This window comes from Acidovorax sp. Root402 (assembly GCF_001425125.1).
GTDB classification, from domain to species: domain Bacteria; phylum Pseudomonadota; class Gammaproteobacteria; order Burkholderiales; family Burkholderiaceae_C; genus Acidovorax; species Acidovorax delafieldii.
Window position 1 is genome coordinate 302,825 of record NZ_LMDQ01000018.1, and the last position, 18,859, is coordinate 321,683.

15 protein-coding genes are annotated in these 18,859 nt (G+C 65.9%); 4 read left to right on the forward strand and 11 right to left on the reverse strand.

Annotation, left to right across the window (positions count from 1 at the left end):
• Positions 1–16: 16 nt before the first annotated feature.
• The 8 genes from yjfF to ASC83_RS21850 all read right to left on the reverse strand — a co-directional run bounded on the left by yjfF (position 17) and on the right by ASC83_RS21850 (position 10,252).
• Positions 17–1,054: a galactofuranose ABC transporter, permease protein YjfF gene (gene yjfF, locus ASC83_RS21815; protein ID WP_121943145.1), complete on the reverse strand. Its 1,038-nt coding sequence runs from the start codon at positions 1,052–1,054 to the stop codon at positions 17–19.
• The gene (locus ASC83_RS21820) at positions 1,051–2,097 is read right to left on the reverse strand and encodes an ABC transporter permease (RefSeq protein ID WP_056067539.1); all 1,047 of its coding nucleotides are present in this window, start codon (positions 2,095–2,097) and stop codon (positions 1,051–1,053) included. The genes yjfF and ASC83_RS21820 overlap by 4 nt, the downstream gene beginning before the upstream one ends.
• A complete protein-coding gene (locus tag ASC83_RS21825) occupies positions 2,090–3,640 on the reverse strand; it encodes a sugar ABC transporter ATP-binding protein (protein ID WP_200938995.1) in 1,551 nt (516 codons plus the stop codon). Before ASC83_RS21825 ends, ASC83_RS21820 begins: the two co-directional genes overlap by 8 nt.
• On the reverse strand, positions 3,640–4,869 hold the full coding sequence (gene mmsB / locus ASC83_RS21830; RefSeq protein ID WP_056067541.1) for a multiple monosaccharide ABC transporter permease: 1,230 nt from the start codon (positions 4,867–4,869) through the stop codon (positions 3,640–3,642). The genes ASC83_RS21825 and mmsB overlap by 1 nt, the downstream gene beginning before the upstream one ends.
• Before the next feature lies 1 nt (position 4,870).
• Positions 4,871–6,388, reverse strand: coding sequence for a multiple monosaccharide ABC transporter ATP-binding protein (mmsA, locus tag ASC83_RS21835; protein WP_015013816.1), 1,518 nt, complete (start codon positions 6,386–6,388; stop codon positions 4,871–4,873).
• Between the two features lie 110 nt (positions 6,389–6,498).
• Positions 6,499–7,569, reverse strand: a complete 1,071-nt coding sequence (chvE, locus tag ASC83_RS21840) for a multiple monosaccharide ABC transporter substrate-binding protein (protein WP_056067543.1) — start codon at positions 7,567–7,569, stop codon at positions 6,499–6,501.
• Positions 7,570–7,756: 187 nt separating this feature from the next.
• Positions 7,757–8,722, reverse strand: a complete 966-nt coding sequence (locus ASC83_RS21845) for an ABC transporter substrate-binding protein (protein ID WP_056067811.1) — start codon at positions 8,720–8,722, stop codon at positions 7,757–7,759.
• Positions 8,723–8,800: 78 nt separating this feature from the next.
• Positions 8,801–10,252 (reverse strand): aldehyde dehydrogenase family protein, encoded by a 1,452-nt coding sequence (locus tag ASC83_RS21850; RefSeq protein WP_056067545.1) that lies wholly within the window; start codon positions 10,250–10,252, stop codon positions 8,801–8,803.
• Positions 10,253–10,384: 132 nt separating this feature from the next.
• On the opposite strand from ASC83_RS21850, the gene ASC83_RS21855 reads away from it, so the two are divergent.
• Complete coding sequence (locus ASC83_RS21855; protein WP_056067548.1) at positions 10,385–11,347, forward strand: LysR substrate-binding domain-containing protein; 963 nt, start codon at positions 10,385–10,387, stop codon at positions 11,345–11,347.
• Between the two features lie 900 nt (positions 11,348–12,247).
• Here ASC83_RS21855 and ASC83_RS21860 read toward each other — a convergent pair.
• Positions 12,248–13,069, reverse strand: coding sequence for an SDR family NAD(P)-dependent oxidoreductase (locus tag ASC83_RS21860; protein WP_055401789.1), 822 nt, complete (start codon positions 13,067–13,069; stop codon positions 12,248–12,250).
• Positions 13,070–13,193: 124 nt separating this feature from the next.
• Between ASC83_RS21860 and ASC83_RS21865 the strand changes: the two genes are divergently transcribed.
• Complete coding sequence (locus ASC83_RS21865; protein ID WP_056067550.1) at positions 13,194–14,147, forward strand: SMP-30/gluconolactonase/LRE family protein; 954 nt, start codon at positions 13,194–13,196, stop codon at positions 14,145–14,147.
• A gap of 76 nt (positions 14,148–14,223) precedes the next feature.
• The gene (locus ASC83_RS21870) at positions 14,224–15,153 is read left to right on the forward strand and encodes an aldose 1-epimerase (RefSeq protein ID WP_056067813.1); all 930 of its coding nucleotides are present in this window, start codon (positions 14,224–14,226) and stop codon (positions 15,151–15,153) included.
• Between the two features lie 93 nt (positions 15,154–15,246).
• Here ASC83_RS21870 and ASC83_RS21875 read toward each other — a convergent pair whose 3' ends face one another.
• Positions 15,247–16,860, reverse strand: a complete 1,614-nt coding sequence (locus tag ASC83_RS21875; protein WP_056067552.1) for a rhodanese-related sulfurtransferase — start codon at positions 16,858–16,860, stop codon at positions 15,247–15,249.
• Between the two features lie 26 nt (positions 16,861–16,886).
• Positions 16,887–17,555 (reverse strand): cysteine dioxygenase, encoded by a 669-nt coding sequence (locus tag ASC83_RS21880; RefSeq protein ID WP_056067554.1) that lies wholly within the window; start codon positions 17,553–17,555, stop codon positions 16,887–16,889.
• 204 nt (positions 17,556–17,759) lie between these two features.
• On the opposite strand from ASC83_RS21880, the gene ASC83_RS21885 reads away from it, so the two are divergent.
• The gene (locus ASC83_RS21885) at positions 17,760–18,785 is read left to right on the forward strand and encodes an ABC transporter substrate-binding protein (protein ID WP_056067556.1); all 1,026 of its coding nucleotides are present in this window, start codon (positions 17,760–17,762) and stop codon (positions 18,783–18,785) included.
• Positions 18,786–18,859: the final 74 nt, after the last annotated feature.

Genomic DNA, 18,859 nt, shown 5'->3' on the forward strand with positions numbered 1-18,859 from the left:
GAGGAGAAATGAAGAGTCAACGGGCCTTGCCCGACCGGCGCGAAAGCAGCCGCTGCAGCAGACAGAAAGCGAACAGCAGCACACCAACGACGATGCGTGTCCACCAGGAGCTGAGCGTGCCGTCGAAGGAAATCAGGGTCTGGATGATTCCGAGCATGAGCACGCCAAACAGCGTGCCCGCCACATAGCCCACGCCACCCGTCAGTAGCGTTCCGCCAATGACCACGGCAGCAATTGCGTCCAGTTCCATGCCCACGGCATGCAGGCCGTAGCCCGACAGCATGTAGAACGTGAACACCACGCCCGCCAGCGCCGAGCAAAAACCCGAGAGCGTGTAGACGCCAATGAGCGTGCGGCGCACCGGCAGGCCCATGAGCACGGCCGAGTGCTCGCTGCCGCCCACCGCATACACGCTGCGGCCAAACGGCGTGCAGTGCGCCACAAACAGGGCCACCAGTAGCACGGCAATGGCGATGAGTGCGCCCAGCGAGAGCGATGCGCCTTCCCACAAAGGCAGGCGCCACTGGGCCAGCTCTGAATAGCCTTCGTGTGTGATGCTGATGGAATCGATGCTGATGAGGTAGCACAGCCCCCGCGCCAGGAACATGCCGGCCAGCGTGACGATGAAGGGCTGCAGCCGAAAGCGCTCGATGAGGAAACCCATGAACGCGCCAAATGCCGTGCCCATCAGCAGCACCAGCGGGATGGCGACTATCGGGTTCCAACCCCGGTGTTCCACCAGCGCGGCCAGCACCATGGTGGTCAGCGCCACCACCGATCCCACCGAGAGGTCGATCCCGCCCGACAGGATCACGAACGTCATGCCCACCGCCACGATGATGAGGAAGGCGTTGTCGATCAGCAGGTTGAGGAACACCTGAGCCGAAAAGAACCCGGTGTACAGCACCGAGCCCAGCGTGGCCATGGCCACGAACAGCGAAATGGTGGCGGCCAGCGGCAGGTACTTGGGGTTGAACCGCGCGTGCGCAGCGGCGGCCTGTGGGACAGGAGAGCTCACGGTGCCGAAGCCTGCGGTTTTGGGTACGGCGCTCATGGCAAAGCTCCCGCGCCGGGGCGGCGTGCCAGGGCGCCCACTTGCACCCGGAACTCGGGCGACTGCAGCAGCATCACGATGAACACCACCACGGCCTTCACCACCAGGTTGATCTCGGGCGGCACGCCCAGGGAGTAGATGGCGTAGGTCAGCGTCTGGATGATGAGTGCGCCAATCACGCTGCCCACCAGGCTGAAGCGGCCTCCGGTGAGGGCGGTGCCACCCAGCGTGACGGCCAGAATGGCGTCCAGCTCCAGCAGCTGCCCAGCGTTGTTGCCATCCGCGCTCTTCACGTTGGAGCTGATCAGCAGCCCCGCAATGCCCGCGCACACGCCGCAGAACACATAGGCCGCCACGATAAGCCTCCCCGCCTGCACACCCGCCACCCGCGCCGCCGTGGGGTTGATGCCCACTGCCTGGATGAACAGGCCCAGCGCCGTGCGCGTGATGGCGAGGTACAGCACCACGAAGACTGCGGCCACTACGAACACAGAGAACGGCAGCCCTGCCAGGTACCCACCGCCCATGAAGAAGTAGGGCGTGTAGTAGATGGTGATGATCTGCCCGTCGGTGATGAGCTGGGCAATGCCCCGGCCCGCCACCATGAGGATCAGTGTGGCAATGATGGGCTGCATGCCCACCTTGGCCACCAGTACGCCATTCCACAATCCGCACAGCAGTGCCACGCCGATGGCGCCCAGGATGGCGACGGGCAGTGGAAACCGGCTCTCGGTGCCCGACACCGAGCCGCCAATCAGCCACGCGGCCACGGCCGCTGCAATGGCCACCGTCGCGCCCACCGAAATATCGATGCCGCGCGTCGCAATCACCAGCGTCATGCCCAGCGACACCAGCACCAGCGGTGCGGCGCGGTTCAGGATGTCGATGAGGCTGCCGTACAGGTGGCCGTCGCGCCATTCGATGTGTAGGAAGCTGCTGTTGAACACCGTGTTCACGATGAGCAGCAGTGCCAGCGTGATCAGGGGCCAGGCCAGGCGGTGGCGCAGCAGCACCACCAAAAGGGAAGGGGAACGTTCAAGCATGTTCGGCAGCAATCAGGTCGTAAACGGCGTCTTCGCTGCTGCCCGCAGGCAGCTCACCCACCTTGTGGCGGTCGCGGAGCACCACGATGCGGTGCGCCACGCGCACCACCTCGCTCATTTCGGAAGAGATGAACAGCACGGCCATGCCGCCCTGGGCCAGGCGCAGGATCTGGTCCATGATTTCCTGCTTGGCGGCCACGTCGATGCCGCGCGTGGGTTCGTCCAGGATCAGCAGGCGCGGCTCGATGGCCATCCAGCGCGCGAGGATCGCCTTCTGCTGGTTGCCACCCGATAGCAGGCCGATGGGCTTGTCCACCGTCTCGGTCTTGATACCCAGCAGCTTCACATAGCGCTCGGCCAGCGCCGTTTGCTCGGCGCGCGAGAGGAATTGGCCCACGCCCATGCGGGCCTGCAGCGCCAGCGCAATGTTCTCGCGCACCGACAGCTCGGCCACGATGCCGTCGGTCTTGCGCTCTTCGGGGCAGAGGGCCAGGCCATGGCGGATCGCATCCATGGGGTTGGCAAACTTCGCCACCTGCCCGTCGATGCGCAGTGCGCCCCGGTCGGGCTGCTCCAGGCCGAACAGCAGGCGCGCCAGCTCGGTGCGGCCCGAGCCCAGCAGCCCCGCCAGGCCGACTACCTCGCCGGCACGGATCTGCAGGTCCAGCGGCTGCAGTTGCGTGTCTTGCCCCAGGCCCTCGGTTTGCAGCAGCGTAGCTTGACGGCTGTCCACGGCGGGCGCTGGTGCGGGTTGCTCCGATGCAGCGGCCAGGTCGCGCCCCAGCATGGCCGCGATCAGTGCCTGCGGCCCCAGGTCTTTGGCCAGCCACTCGCCCACCCAGCTGCCGTTGCGCAGCACGGTGATGCGGTCGGACACGGCATACACCTGGTTCAAAAAGTGCGTCACAAAGACGATGGACAGGCCCTCGCTGCGCAGGCGCCGCAGCACCTCAAAGAGCTTTTGCACTTCGTCGTCGTCCAGGCTGGAGGTGGGTTCGTCCAGAATCAGCACGCGCGATTCGATGCTGAGTGCACGCGCAATCGCCACCAGCTGCTGTACGGCCACCGGGTAGTCCGACAGCAGGCGCGTCACGTCGATCTGCAGACCGATGCGCGCCACCAGATCGCGGGCGCGCTGGTGCAGCGTGGCCCAGTCGATGCGGAAGCCCTGCGCGATGCCGCAGCGCGGGTAGCGGCCCGCAAAGATGTTCTCGGCCACCGAGAGGTTGGGGCAGAGGTTGACCTCCTGGTACACGGTGCTGATGCCCAGGCGCTGCGCCGCCAGCGGCGAGTCCGGCCACACCGCTGCTCCGCCCAGCCGCATCTGGCCGCCGCTGGCCTCCAGCACGCCTGTCAGCACCTTGATCAGGGTGGACTTGCCCGCACCGTTCTGTCCCATCAGCGCATGGATCTCGCCAGGGTAGAGGTTGAGCTGCACATCGCGCAGCACGGTGATGCCCGCAAACTGCTTGTGGATGCCCGAAAGCTGCAGCACCGGCGCGGCAGCGGGGGCGTGAGCGGTGGACGCGTCCATGGGGGGCATCACGCTTTGTTCTTGTTGTAAACGTCCACCAGCACGGCGGCCAGCAGCACCACACCCTTGATGACCTGCTGGTAGTCAATGCCGATGCCCAGGATGGACATGCCGTTGTTCATCACGCCCATCACAAAGGCGCCGATGACCGCGCCCATCACCTTGCCCACGCCGCCCGATGCCGATGCGCCGCCGATGAAGCAGGCTGCAATCACGTCCAGCTCAAAACCCAGGCCCGCCTTGGGCGTGGCGGTGTTGAGCCGCGCCGCAAACACCAGCCCGGCCAGGGCCGCCAACACGCCCATGTTGATGAAGGCATACAGCGTGAGCCGCTCGGTCTTGATGCCCGAGAGCTTGGCCGCCTTCTCGTTGCCGCCCATGGCATAGATGCGGCGGCCGACGGTGGTGCGGCTGGTGACAAAGTCGAACAGCACGATCAGCAGCGCCATCACGATGAGCACGTTGGGCAGGCCCTTGTACGAGGCGAGCAGGTAGCTGAAGTACACCAGCAGCCCACCAAACACCACGGTGCGGGCGATGAACAGACCCGCAGGCTCCGTCTGCACGCCATGGCGCAGGCGGTTGGCGCGCTGGCGCAGGCCACCCACGGCCAGGGCTGCGGCTACGGCCGCGCCCAGCAGCAGTGAGGTCAGGCGCAGGCCTTCCACGCTGAACAGGTCGGGGATAAAACCAGAGCTGAGCATCTGGAATGTCGAGGGGAACGGCCCCACCGACTGCCCCGCCAGCAGCGCCAGCGCCAGTCCCTTGAACACCAGCATGCCCGCCAGCGTGACGATGAACGACGGAATGCGCGAGAACGCCACAAAGCTGCCTTGAATGGCGCCAATGAGTCCGCCGCAGAGCAGGCACACCAGCGTGGCGGGCACAAAGTGCCAGTTGTATTCGACCATCAGCACCGCAGCCAGTGCGCCGATGAAGCCACACACCGAGCCCACCGACAGGTCGATGTGCCCGGCCACGATGACCAGCAGCATGCCCAGCGCCATGATGACGATGTAGCTGTTCTGCAGCACCAGATTGGTCAGGTTCAAGGGCTGCATCAGCGTGCCCTCGGTCATGTACTGGAAGAAGCCCATGATGGCCACCAGCGTGATCAACATGCCGTATTCGCGCAGGTTGTGCTGCAGGTGCTGCAACAGCGATTTGTCGTGCCGCGCCGCTGCTGTCGTGCTGCCGTCGGCCAGCGTGCTGGCGGGGGGATGGGTGGTCTGGCTCATATCAACTGGCTTTCACAATCGCTCGCATGATCTTTTCTTGCGAGGCGTCTGAAGTTGGCATCTCGGCCACAAAGCGGCCTTCGTTCATCACATAGATGCGGTCCGTGATGCCCAGCAGCTCGGGCATTTCGGAGGAGATCACGATCACGCATTTGCCCTCGGCCGCCAGCTGGGCGATGAGGGTGTAGATCTCGTACTTGGCGCCCACGTCGATGCCGCGCGTGGGCTCGTCGAGGATGAGCACTTCGGGGCTGGTGAACAGCCATTTGCTCAGCACCACTTTTTGCTGGTTGCCGCCCGAGAGGTTCAGCGTCTTCTGGTCCACGCCCGAGCAGCGGATGCGCAGCTTCTCGCGGTAGTCCTGTGCCACGCGGTGTTCCTGGCCGCTGTCGATCACGCTGGCGAACGACACGCCCGGCAGGTTGGCCAGCGAGGTGTTGAACTGGATGTCTTCGTTCAGCACCAGGCCATTGCCCTTGCGGTCTTCGGTCACATAGGCCAGGCCGTGGCGTACGGCCTTTTCCACCGTGCTCACGTCGATGGGCTGGCCGTGCAGCCGCACTTCGCCGCTAATGCGCTGGCCCCACGAGCGGCCGAAGATGCTCATGGCCAGCTCGGTGCGGCCTGCGCCCATCAGGCCCGCAATGCCCACAATCTCGCCGCGCCGCACATTCAGGTCGATGCCCTTGAGGTGCTCGCGGTCGCTGCGCTGCGGGTGGTGGGCGCGCCAGTTGCGCACCTCAAAAACAATGTCACCCACTTGCGGCTGGCGCTGGGGGTAGCGGTCGCTCATCTCGCGGCCCACCATGGCCTGGATCACGCGGTCTTCGCTCACCGGGCCCTCGCGGCAGTCCAGCATCTGCACGGTGCTGCCATCGCGCAGCACGGTGATGGCATCGGCCACGCGCGAGATTTCGTTGAGCTTGTGCGAGATCAGGATGCAGGTAATGCCCTGGGCTTTCAGCTCCAGCAGCAGGTCCAGCAGGGCCTGGCTGTCGTTCTCGTTCAGGCTGGCTGTGGGCTCGTCCAGGATCAGCAGGCGCACCTTGCGCGACAGCGCCTTGGCAATTTCCACCAGCTGCTGCTTGCCCACACCCAGCTGGCCCACCGGTGTGTCAGGCGACTCGCGCAGGCCCACCTTGTGCAGCAGCGCCTGTGCGCGGCTGTGTGCGGCCATCCAGTCGATGACGCCGTGCCGCGCGGTTTCGTTGCCAAGGAAGATGTTCTCGGCAATCGACAGCAGCGGCACCAGCGCCAGCTCCTGGTGAATGATGATGATGCCCAGGTGCTCGCTGTCGCGGATGCCCGCAAATTCGCGCTCCTGCCCGTCGAACAGGATCTGGCCGCTGTAGCTGCCGTGTGGGTACACACCCGACAGCACCTTCATCAGCGTGGATTTGCCCGCTCCGTTTTCGCCGACGATGGCATGGATCTCCCCGGCCTGCACCTGCAGGTTGACCTGGTTCAGCGCCACCACGCCGGGGAAGGTTTTGCGGATGTTCCGCATTTCAAGAAGCATGGTCTCTCAGTCTGTTGGTGGGGCCTCTGGCCCCATCCCGGTTGCAGGCCGCCTGCGCTGCCCCAGAGGCATTCGCAGGCGGCGGCTCTACATGCAGAAGCCGCTCGTGCTCACTTGATTTGGGACTCTTTGTAGTACCCACTGCCCACCAGCACCGTGTTCCAGTTGGATACGTCCACCGACACGGGCTTGAGTAGGTACGAGGGCACCACCTTCACGCCGTTGTTGTAGGTCTTGGTGTCGTTGATCTCGGGCTGCTTGCCCGTCAGTACGGCGTCCACCATGTTGGCGGCCACCTTGGCCAGCTCGCGGGTGTCCTTGAACACGGTGGAAGACTGCTCACCCTTGAGGATGGACTTGATGGAAGGCACCTCAGCGTCCTGGCCGCTGACCACAGGGCAGGGCTGCTGGGCGGTGCAGTAGCCCACGCCCTTGAGGGAGGACAGGATGCCGATGGAGATGCCGTCATAGGGCGACAGCACCGCATGCACCTTGTCCTTGCCGTAGTAGGCCGACAGCAGGTTGTCCATGCGCGCCTGGGCCACCGAGCCATCCCAGCGCAGCGTGCCCACCTTGTTCATGCCGGTCTGCTTGCTGCGCACCACCAGCTTGCCGCTGTCGATGTAGGGCTGCAGCACGCTCATGGCGCCGTCGTAGAAGAAGAAGGCGTTGTTGTCGTCCGGCGAGCCGCCGAACAGTTCAATGTTGAACGGGCCCTTGCCTTGCTTGAGGCCCAGCTTGTCCACGATGGAGGTGGCCTGCAGCACACCCACCTGGAAGTTGTCGAACGTGGCGTAGTAGTCCACGTTCTTCGAGCCCTTGATGAGACGGTCGTACGCAATGACCTTCACGCCCTTGTCGGCCGCGTTTTGCAGCGCCTTGGACAGCGTGGTGCCGTCAATCGACGCGATCACCAGCACCTTGGCACCCTTGGTGATCATGTTCTCGATCTGCGCGAGCTGGTTGGGGATGTCGTCTTCGGCGTACTGCAGGTCGGTCTTGTAGCCCCGGTCCTTGAGCACCTTGACCATGTTGTCGCCATCGGCAATCCAGCGCGCCGAGGACTTGGTGGGCATCGAGATGCCGATGGTGCCCTTGTCCTGGGCCGATGCCACGGACGTGGCGCCAATGGCAGCCAGTGCCACGGTGGCCAACACGGCCTTGAAAATTGCACGCTTCATTTGAGTCTGTCTCCTGATGTTGTTTTGATTTGATTGCCGCTTGGATGCGTCACGGCCTTACGAAACTGTCGCGGCCCAGTGCCAGAGCCACCGCCCAAGGGCCGTCCCGCCGGGCCGGTGGCGTCCCCCTTCCCGCATCGCGCAGCGATGCGAGAGAAAGGGGGAAGGCGCGCAGCGCCTCAGGGGGTTAATACTTCCTGTTCGGCATTTCCTTCGCCGCCACTTCCATCGGGAAGATGCCTTCTTCCGTCACGATGCGCTTGGGTACCGCCTTGCCTGCCTTGATGTCCTTCACAGCGCTCATCAGCTGCGGGCCCAGCAGGGGGCTGCATTCCACGCTCACGTTGAGCTTGCCGGCGATCATGGCTTCGAAGGCGCCCTTCACGGCGTCGATGGAGATGATCACGATGTCCTTGGCAGGCTTCATGCCGGCCTCTTCGATGGCCTGGATGGCGCCAATCGCCATGTCGTCGTTGTGCGCGTACAGCACATTGATCTTCTTGCCCTCGGCCTTCAGGAAGGCTTCCATCACTTCCTTGCCCTTGGCACGGGTGAAGTCGCCGGTCTGGCTGCGGATGATCTTGAACTTGGAGTCGGCCTTGATGACTTCTTCAAAGCCCTTCTTGCGGTCGATGGCGGGGGCGGAGCCCACTGTGCCTTGCAGCTCGACGATGTTGACCTCGCCCTTCTGGTCCTTCATCTTCTCCACCAGCCAGCGGCCGGCCTTGCGGCCTTCTTCCACAAAGTCCGAGCCCATGAAGGTCACGTATAGCGACGTGTCCTTGGTGTTCACTGCGCGGTCGGTCAGCACCACGGGAATCTTGGCGGCCTTGGCCTCGCGCAGCACGGGTTCCCAGCCCGACTCCACCACGGGCGAGAACGCAATCACGTCCACCTTCTGCGCGATGAACGATCGGATGGCCTTGATCTGGTTCTCCTGCTTTTGCTGCGCGTCCGAGAACTTCAGCTCGATGCCTGCCTCCTTGGCGGCCGACTTGATGGACTCGGTGTTGGCGGTGCGCCATTCGCTCTCGGCCCCCACCTGGCTGAAGCCCAGCACGAGGGGCTTTTGCGCCCAGGCGGCGCCGGGCAGCAAGGCGGCCACGGGCACGCTGGCCAAGGCGGCAGCAACGGTGCGGCGGTTCATTTTCATCATCTTGTCTCCTGTCTGTAATGGTTGGTTGACGATGGTTGCGGGATGGAAAGAAGGAACGCTCGAAAAGGGCAGGGCTCAAGCCAACATGTAGCCGGTCTTGACGGTGGTGTAGAACTCGGCGGCGTAGCGCCCCTGCTCGCGGGCGCCGTAGCTCGATTCCTTGCGGCCGCCAAACGGCACATGGAAGTCCACGCCCGCCGTGGGCAGGTTCACCATGGTCATGCCCACGGCAGCGTGGCGCTTGAAGTGCATGGCGCGCTTGAGCGACGTGGTGCAGATGCCCGCACACAGGCCAAAGGGCGTGTCGTTGGCCAAGGCCAGTGCGTGCTCGTAGTCGTCGGCCCGCAGCACGCAGGCCACGGGGCCAAAGATTTCCTCGCGCGCCACGCGGTGCTCGGGGCGGGCCAGGAAGAGGGCTGGGCTCATGTAATGGCCTGGGGTGGGGCGCTCCAGGCGCTCGCCACCCCAGACATGCTCCGCTCCCTCGCTCTTCGCAATGTCGATGTAGTCCAGGTTTTGTGCCAGCTGGTTGTCATCCACCACCGGGCCCATCTCGGTGCCGCGCTCCAGCGCGTGGCCCACCTTCAGGCTGGCCAGCCGGTTGCGCAGGCGCGCCACAAAGGCGTCGTGCACCTCGGCCTCCACGATGAGGCGGCTCGATGCGGTGCAGCGTTGACCGGTGGAGAAATACGAGCCCTGCAGCGCGCAGTCCACCGCCTGGTCCAGGTCGGCGTCGGCCAGCACGATGAGCGGGTTCTTGCCGCCCATCTCCAGCTGCACCTTGGCGCGCCGTGCTGAGGCCGCGCGCAGGATGCGGTCGCCCGTGGCGATTGATCCGGTGAAGCTCAGCGCGTTGACCAGCGGGTGGTCCACCAGCGTCTGGCCCACCTCGCGGCCGCTGCCCATGACGAGGTTGAAGGCACCGGCGGGCAGGCCGCTGCGGCTGATGATTTCGGCCAGCGCCCAGCCACAGGCGGGCACCAGCTCGGCGGGCTTGAACACCACGGTGTTGCCGTAGGCCAGGGCCGGGGCGATCTTCCAGGCCGGGATGGCGAACGGGAAGTTCCACGGCGCGATGATGCCCACCACGCCCACGGGCTCGCGGGTCACGTCCACCTGCACGCCCTGGCGCACGGAGGCCAGCAGCTCGCCCTGAATGCGCAGCGCCTCGCCCGCAAAAAACTTGAAGATCTGCCCGCTGCGCGCCACTTCGGCGATGCCTTCGGGCAGCGTCTTGCCTTCTTCACGGGCCAGCAGTGCGCCCAGCTCGTCCTTGCGTGCCAGCAGCTCGCTGCCGATCATGTCCAGCACGTCGGCGCGGCGTTGGGGCGTGCTCTGGCTCCAGGTGGGCAGGGCGTCGGCCGCAGCGCGCACAGCCAGCTCGGTCTGGTTGCGGTCGGCGCGGGCGTATTCGGCCACCACCTCGCGGGTGTCCGACGGGTTGGTGCTGATGCCGGTGGTGGTGCCGATTTCCCACCGGCCGTTGATCAGGTGCCGGGGGCTGAGCTGGAGGTCGCCGAGCTTCATGGAGAGAGGCCTTTGTTGCAGTTGCGGCGAAGTCTATGGAAGGTTTTGATATCAATCCAATCGTTTTTTAGACAAAATACATATCGTTCTTTGCATTCTGGAAAACCCCTCCCTTTTCTCGTCGTCCCCTCCATGAGCACCTACAACCACTGGTTCATTCGCGCCCGCCTCAAGACGCGCCAGCTTCTGCTGCTGGTGGCTCTGGCCGAAGAGGGCAACATCCACCGCGCCGCCCAGGTGCTCAGCATGACCCAGCCGGCCGCCTCCAAGCTGCTCAAGGACCTGGAGGATGTGCTGGAGGTGTCGCTGTTTGACCGCCTGCCACGCGGCATGCGCCCCACCTGGTACGGCGAAACGATGATCCGCCACGCGCGCATGGCGTTGGCCAACCTGAACCAGGCGCACGACGAGATCGGTGCGCTCAAGCGCGGGCACTACGGCCAGGTGGGCATCGGCGCCATCACTTCACCCGGCCTGAGTCTGCTGCCCGCCGCCGTGGCGCAGGTCAAGCAGGAGCACCCCAGCCTGCGCATTTCGCTCGACATCGAAACCAGCCCCGTGCTGCTGGAGCGGCTGGAGCAGGGCAAGCTCGACATCGTGGTGGGCCGCCTCTACGAGGAGCACGACAAGGAGAACCTGCGCTATGAGTCGCTGACGGAGGAGCTGGTCTGCGCCATGACGCGCCCGGGCCACCCGCTGTCGAGCATGACCGGGCTGACGCTGCGCGATGTGGTGTCGGCCAGCTGGATCGTGCCGCCGGCGGGCAGCGTGCTGCGGCACCGGTTTGACCTGATGTTCCAGCAGGACGGGCTGGCGCCGCCGCTGCACACGGTGGAGACATCGGCGCTGTTGTTCATCACGCGCATGCTGCAGCAGAGCGACATGATTGCGGTGGTGGCGGAGGATGTGGCGCGCTATTACGCGGCGCATGGGATCGTGACGGTGTTGCCGCTGGCGATGCCGTGCCATATGGATGCGTTCGGAATCATCACGCGGTCGGACCGGCTGTTGTCGCCGGCGGCGAAGGTGATGATGAAGGCGTTGAAGCAGACGAGCCTGGTGCAGTACGGGAGGCGGTTGGAGGTGGGGGATTGATGGTTTGGGTTGTTGTTGGCTAGATGCGCTAGTGGGATATGGGCTGGTAGCTATTGATTTTGTAGTGTTGGTTCTTGTGCGCTGATTGGGTGGCATGCCTTTGTTGAAGGCGGAGGCCGGGAGTCGCCCCGGCGGGCGAGGTACTTTTCTTTGCTTCGCCAAAGAAAAGTACCCAAAAGAAAGGCGACCCCCAGTCTGCGACCCCTTCGCGTTGCGAAGGGGCAAACCTGCGGCGGGGCGGTTGCGGGGTGCGCCGCAGAACTCACTGCGCTGCTTCGCAGCTCCGTTCGGACAACTGCGGCGAGTCAGTTCACGAAGCATGGGCGCTCCGACGCCCATGCCACCCCGCAACCGCCCCGCCGCAGGCGCAGCCAGCAGGGGTGGGGAGCCGAACATCCAAACAGCCACACGGGCCATCGCTGCGCTCGGCCCCGCCTGCGCAGCGCGTGGCGCTTGCGCCCGCGAGACGGGGCCGAGCGCAGCGCAGCGAAGCAATGGCCCGAGTGGATGTCCGTTTTTGGGTTCCCTTCTGCGCGTGCCGAGAAGCGCAGGGCAGGGGGTGCGTGCGTGTGCCGAAGGACACACGCACTTCGTGCACTGACTTGCCGCAGTTGTTTGAACGGAGCGCGTAGCGCGCAGTGAGTTCTGCGGCGCACCCTCTGTGCGAGCATCGCAGGTTGCCCGTAGCGCAGCGAAGGGACGCGCGCAGTAGGGTCGCCCTTTCTTTGGTGACTTTCTTTCGGCGACGCGAAAGAAAGTTACTCGCACGCCGGGCGACTCCCGGCCTTCGTCCCCAACCCGAGCACGCCGCCAGACCAGCACCCACACTCAAAAACTACAAAAACAATAGCTACCAGCGCTTACTGCATAAGAGCCAGAGCCCAAAAAGACCTAAAAAATTCAAACCCACCCCGCATCCACCTTGAACTCCTGAGCCGTACACATCGCCGCATCGTCCGACGCCAAAAACAACACCATCCGCGCAATGTCATGCGGCCGCAGCTTGTCCGGCAAACACTGGTTGCGCGCCAGCTCCTTCTCGCCCTCGGCGTCCAGCCACAGTTTGATCTGCCGCTCCGTCATCACCCACCCCGGCGACACCGTGTTGATGCGGATCCGGTCCTGCCCCAGCGTCTTGGCCAGCCCGCGCGTGAGGCCGTTCACCGACGACTTGGCAATCGCATAGCAGGGGTAGCCCGTGCCCTTGCCCTGCCAGCCCGTGGAGCCCAGGTTGATCACCGAGCCCGCGCCCAGCCTGCGCATGCCGGGCACCACGGCCTGGATGGCGAAGAAGGCGGGGCGCTCGTTGATGGCCATGCGCTCGTCGTAGTACTCGGGCGTCACGGACTCCAGCGTGTGCCGGTCATCGCTGGCCACGTTGTTCACCAGCACTGCAAAGTCGCTGCCCAGCTCGGCCGCCGCTTCGGCCACGCAGGCTTGCAGGGCGTTCACATCGCGCACATCACACACACGCCACCAGGGGCGGGGCAGGCCTGCGTCGGCAATGTGCTGGGCCAGGGCTTCACTCGCGTTGCGCGCCACGTCCACAAACGCCACGCGGGCACCTTGCTCGGCAAACGCCGCCACGATGGCCGCGCCAATGCCGCTGCCGCCGCCCGTCACAAACACGGCGCGGCCTTGCAGGCTGGGGAATTTCGCCAGGCCCTGGGGGGCGCCTGTGGCGTCGGTCGACGAAGAGGAGGGGGTAAAAAGCTGTGTCATATCAATATTGCAATCAATCAATGGCAAAAAAATTCATTTCAAGCATCAATTGGCGTTGATAAGATGCCGCTCGTCAAGTGCCTGGCGGCAGGCCGATGCAAAAAAACGACCGGAGACAACCAACGTGCGCCCTTCGCTGGATACCCCCATCCCACCGTCCAGCGGCGCGTCCGCCTCTGCTCCAACAACAACCGGCGCCCTGCGCTGCGTGGTCGCACTGGGCAACGCACTGGGCGAGGGCGTGATGTGGTCGGTGCGCGAGCAGGCCGTGTACTGGGTGGACATCCTGCAGCGCGAGCTGCACCGCTGGGACCCGGCCACCAGCGCCCACCAGCGCTGGACGTTTGACGAAGAGATTTCTGCCATTGCCGAACGCGCGCACGCCCCGGGCTTCATCGTCACCCTGCGCCGGGGTTTTGCACTGTTCGACCCCGCTGCTGACATCGCCCCGCGCTACCTGCACCAGCCCGAGCCAGAGCGCACTGGCAACCGGTTCAACGACGGCAAATGCGACGCGCAGGGCCGCTTCTGGGGCGGCAGCATGGACTTTGCGTGCGAGGCCCCCACAGGCGCGCTCTACACCTACACCGCCAGCGGCCACTGCGTGCGGCACGACGATGGTTTTGCCGTGACCAACGGCCCCACCTGGGCCACCACCGCGCAGGGCCCGGCCATGTTTTTCAACGACACGGTGCAGGGCACCACCTACCGCTACCGCTGCGACCCGGCCACCGGTACCGTGAGCGACAAGACCTTGTGGAAGCGCTGGCCCGCGGCTGACGGCGTGCCCGACGGCATGACCACCGATGCGCAGGGCCGCCTGTGGGTTGCGCACTGGGGTGGCGGCTGCGTCACCTGCCACGACGCCGACACGGCCGACGAGCTGGCCCGTATCCCGCTGCCCGTGAGCCAGGTCACCAACTGCGCCTTTGGCGGTGCGGACCTGTGCACGCTGTACATCACCTCGGCCCGCACCGGTCTCACGCCCGAGCAGCTCGCGGCCGAGCCGCTGGCCGGGGCACTGTTTGCCGTGGACATCAGCACGCCCGGCCTGCCCGCGCATCTGTTTGGCGGCTGATGCCGGCCGCGCGCGCAGCAGCGAGGCCCATGGCTCCGCCTCCTTTTTTCTCCATCCCGCAGAAAGCACACCGCCCATGACCGAGGCCTCTTCATCCCACCCCATCGTCTGGCTGCACCACGCGGGGCAGCACCTGGGCCTGGTGCCCACACTGGGCGGCAGCGTGGCGGCCTGGCAGGTCGACGACCCGCAAGAGGCTGATGCACGCATCGACCTGTGGCGGCCGTGGGATGGCGCCACGCCCGACCTGTACCAGCTTGCATCCTTTGCCATGGTGCCCTGGTCCAACCGCATCAGCGGCGGCGGGTTTGAGCAGGCGGGGCAGTTCCACCCCATCCGTCCCAACCGCGTGGGCGAGCCTTATCCCATCCACGGCGACGGGTGGCTGCAGCCCTGGCAGCTGACCCAGCCCGCGCCCGACACGTTGCAGATGCAGCTGCGCTCCGAGCGCTTTGACGGCAACCCCTACGAGTACGAATGCGTGCAGACCTTCCGCCTGGTGGAGGGCGGCCTGGACCAGTCGGTGCAGGTGCGGCACCTGGGCGAGCAGCCGCTGCCCTACGGCCTGGGCCTGCACCCCTGGTTTCCGCGCACGCCCCGCACGCGCATCACGGCGCCGGTGCAAGGCGTGTGGCTGTGCGGCGACGACCCTTTGCCCACGGAGCACACGCAGCAGTTTCCGCCTGGCTGGGACTTGAATGCAGGCGCCCCCGCACATGGGGGCCTGATCGACAACGCCTACACCGGCTGGGGCGGCACGGCGCAGATCGACTGGCCCGAGCGCAGGCTGCGCCTCACCGCCCATATGCCGGACTTTGACAAGGACGGCGGCGCGGCCCACCACTACTGCCTGGTGTACCGCCCGCCACAGGGCCCGGCGTTCTGCTTTGAGCCCATCACCCAGCCCATCGATGCCTTCCACCAGCCGGGCCAGCCCGGCCTGCGCAGGTTGGCGCAGGGCGAGGTGCTGGCGATGAACGTGTCGTGGCGGTACGAGGCGTTGTAAGCACCCCTGGGGCGCCCCAGAAGAAGGTTTGTAGCGAAATCAGCCGGTAGCGCTAGTGAATCATGCGCTGGCAGCTATTAAATCGATAGTGGATCAGATCACCCGGAACCCGTGGGTGCCGTCGCGCCCCAGTTGCTCCACCAGCCCGAACTCCCAGTCCAGGTAGGCCTGCATCGCCTCGCGCGGGCTGTCGGTGCCTTCGTACGGGCGGCGGTAGCGGTCGATGCGCGGCGAGGCCAGGCGCGTCTCGCCATGCTCCAGCGGCAGGCCCTGGGCGATCCAGTCCAGCGTGCCACCCTCCAGCACCACCACCTCGGCGCCACCCGTCAGGCGGGCCAGGTCCTGCGCGGCATAGCGTGCCAGCAGGCTGCTGCCGCAGGTCAGCACATAACGCTGCGCCTTGGGAATGCTGGCCACGGCCTGCGCCAGTTGCGAGCGGATCACGAACCACGCGCCGGGGATGTGGCGCTGCACGTAGTTGGCGCTGGTGGTCAGGTCCAGCACGGCGGTGTGGCCGGGGCGCTGTTTGCTTTCTTCGTTCAGCCAGGCCGCCAGTTGTGCGGGCGTGACCCAGGCAATGGGGCCTTCGGGCTCGGGCACGGTGTTGGCCACGGCGCCGGTCTCGCTGAAGTCGGCGGCGGGCGCGTCGTCCAGCACCCACACGTCCCATCCCATCTGCGCCAGCCACGATGCACTCATGTTCGCGCGCACCCCGTCGTCATCCACCAGCACGATGCGCGCGCCACGCACGGCGGCGGTGTGATCGGTCTCCTGCACCAGCTGGCCGCCGGGCGTGTTGCGAAAGCCGGGCAGGTGGCCTGCGGCAAATTCTTCGGGCGTGCGCACATCCAGCAGGTAGGTGGTGCGCTGCGCCTCGGCCGCAAAGCGCGCCAGGTCGGCGCGGGTGGCGCGCTGTACGCCCGCGCGGTCGGCCACGCTGCGCGCCTGCTGGGGCGCGCGCTCGCGGTCGGCATGCACGGCGGGTTCAAAGCGGCGGGTGGCGCCGCGCTCCAGCGTCTGGCCGGCCAGCAGCCAGCCGATGGTGCCGTTGCGCAAGGCCGCCACCGGGTTGGGGATGCCCGCGTTCACCAGCGACTGCGTGCCGATGATGCTGCGCGTGCGGCCCGCGCAGTTCACGATGATCTGCGTGGCCGGGTTGGGCGCCAGTGCCTGCGCGCGCAGAACCAGCTCCGCGCCGGGCACGCTCACGCCGGTGGGGATGTTCATGGTGTGGTACTCGTCATACCGGCGCGCATCCAGCACCACGACATCGGCCTGGGCGTTGATGAGCGCCTGCACCTCTTCGGCCGCCAGCGAGGGCGTGTGGCGCTCGGCCTCCACCAGCTCGCCAAACGATTTGCTGGGCACGTTCACGTCGATGAACAGCTCGCCGCCCGCATCGCGCCAGCCCTGCAGGCCACCGGTCAGCAGCGTCACCTGCGTGTAGCCCAGCTGCTGCAGCTTGCGCGCGGCGGGCTCGGCCAGGCCTTCGCCGTTGTCGTACACCACGATGAAGGTGTCGCGGCGCGGAATGCGCGTCCACGCATCCAGCTCGATCTTGCCGGCGGGCAGGTTGGCGGCGAACAGCGGGTGGCTCTGGGCAAACGGGTCTTCCTCGCGCACGTCGAGCAAGGCGATTTCCTGGCGGGCGAGCAGGGCCTCGCGAACCTGGTGGAACGAAGTCTGGGGCAGGGCGGGAGCGGTCATGGTCTTGGTGTTGGGTCGGATCGGCTTCAGGCAGCCGGTGCAGGGTTTTTGGACAGGTCCCAGAGATTGGGCAGGGTGCTGTTGCTGTAGCCCGAGATGAACGGCTTGCGCGTGCCGTCCTCCAGGTACACGCTGCGCTGCACCGCGCCAATGTTGGCGCCGTACACGTGGATGCTGATGGAGGTGTGGCCCTCCCACGCGTTGCTTACGCGGTGCACATCGCCTATGGCAGGGTCGTTGGGCGAGACGGCCTCCACCTGGCCCGGCTGCAGCCGCACGGGCGCGCCCTGCGGTGCCCAGCGGCCGTCGGGCGTGCGGGCATAGGCCTGCGAATCCTCGGCACCGCGCAGCATGCCGATCAGGCCCCACACGGTGTGGTCATGAATGGGCGTGGCCTGGCCGGGGCCCCACACAAAACTCACGACCGAAAAGCGCCCCAATGCGTCGGCATGCAGCAGGTACTGCTGGTAGCGCTCGGGGTGGGGCTGGGCATAGGCGTCGGGCAGCCAGTCGTCATGGGCCACCAGCGTGCGCAGCAGCGTGGCGCCCTGGGCCAGGGTGTCGGGCTCGGGCAGGCGCTGCTCCACCAGCGCCGCCAGCTGCTGCACAAAGTGGCGCAGGCGGGCGGTATGGGGGGCGCCCTGCGGCGCGGAGGGGGACGTGTGTGGGGTCGATGGGTTGGGCAATGCACTCATGCCCGGTATTGCACCAGCGCCCGGGCTGCCTGTGTGTTGCGTGTTTTGCATATGCATCCCTGTTTTTCTTCGTTCTGTTGCGAGGCGTCTTTCAGTTCAATGCCAATCCATCGTAACGGCGGTGCGGACCGGCTCGCAGGCATCCACAGGAATTCACGGGCAATCGCAGCGCCGATCAGGATTTGACAACCAAAAGGGCACAACATGAGCAAGCTTCAAGGCCAAGGTGGGGTGGGAGGGCGCTGGACGCGCCGGCAGCTGTTGCATACAGCGGGCGCGGCCAGCGTGGTGGGGGCGTCGAGTGTGGTGGGCAGCCACGTGCTGGCAGCCGGCAAGCTGCGCGAGGTGAAGCTGGCGTGGAACGCCAACGCCATCTGCCTGTCGGCCGCGCCGGTCGCCATCGAGCGCGGCATTTTTGAAAAACATGGCCTCAAGGTCGAGCTGATCAACTTTGCGGGCTCCACCGACCAGTTGCTGGAAACCATCGCCACCTCCAAGGCCGACGCGGGCCTGGGCATGGTGCACCGCTGGATCAAGCCGCTGGAGTCGGGCTTTGACGTGAAACTGGTGGGCAGCTCGCACGGCGGCTGCTCGCGCCTGGTGGGCTATGAGGCGGCGGGCGTGACCAGCCTGCAAAAACTCAAGGGCAAGACCATTGCGGTGTCGGACCTCAACAGCCCCGGCAAGAACTTCTTTTCGGTGCTGCTGACCAAGGCCGGGCTGAACCCCGAAAAGGACGTGACCTGGCGCCAGTTTCCTGGCGACATGCTGGGCCTGGCGGTGGAAAAAGGCGAGGCCCAGGCCATTGCCGATGGCGACCCCAACCTGCTGCTGATCCAGCGCCGCACCAAGGGCCTGGTGGACCTGGCGTCCAACCTGTCGGGCGAATACGCGGCCAAGACCTGCTGCGTGCTGGGCGTGAGTGGCGCCATGGTGCGCAACGACAAGGGCACGGCAGCCGCGCTGACCCGCGCCATCATCGAGGCGTCGGACTTCGTGGCCGACAACCCCAACGAAACGGCGCGCATCTTCAGCCCGTATTCCAAGGTGCCGCAGGAGGACCTGCGCGCCGTGCTGGGCACGCTCACGCACCGCAGCCACCCGGTGGGCACGGCGCTGCGGCAGGAGATCGAGTTCTATGCCCGCGACTTCAAGCTGGTGGGCGTGCTCAAGCCCGGCACCGACCCTGCGCGCTTCGCGGCCCACGTCCACGCTGACGTGCTGGTGTAGCAAAGGGCACCCCCCTGAGTCGCTGCGCGCCATCCCCCCGCTCTCGCAGTGCTTCGCATTGCGGGCAGGGGAAC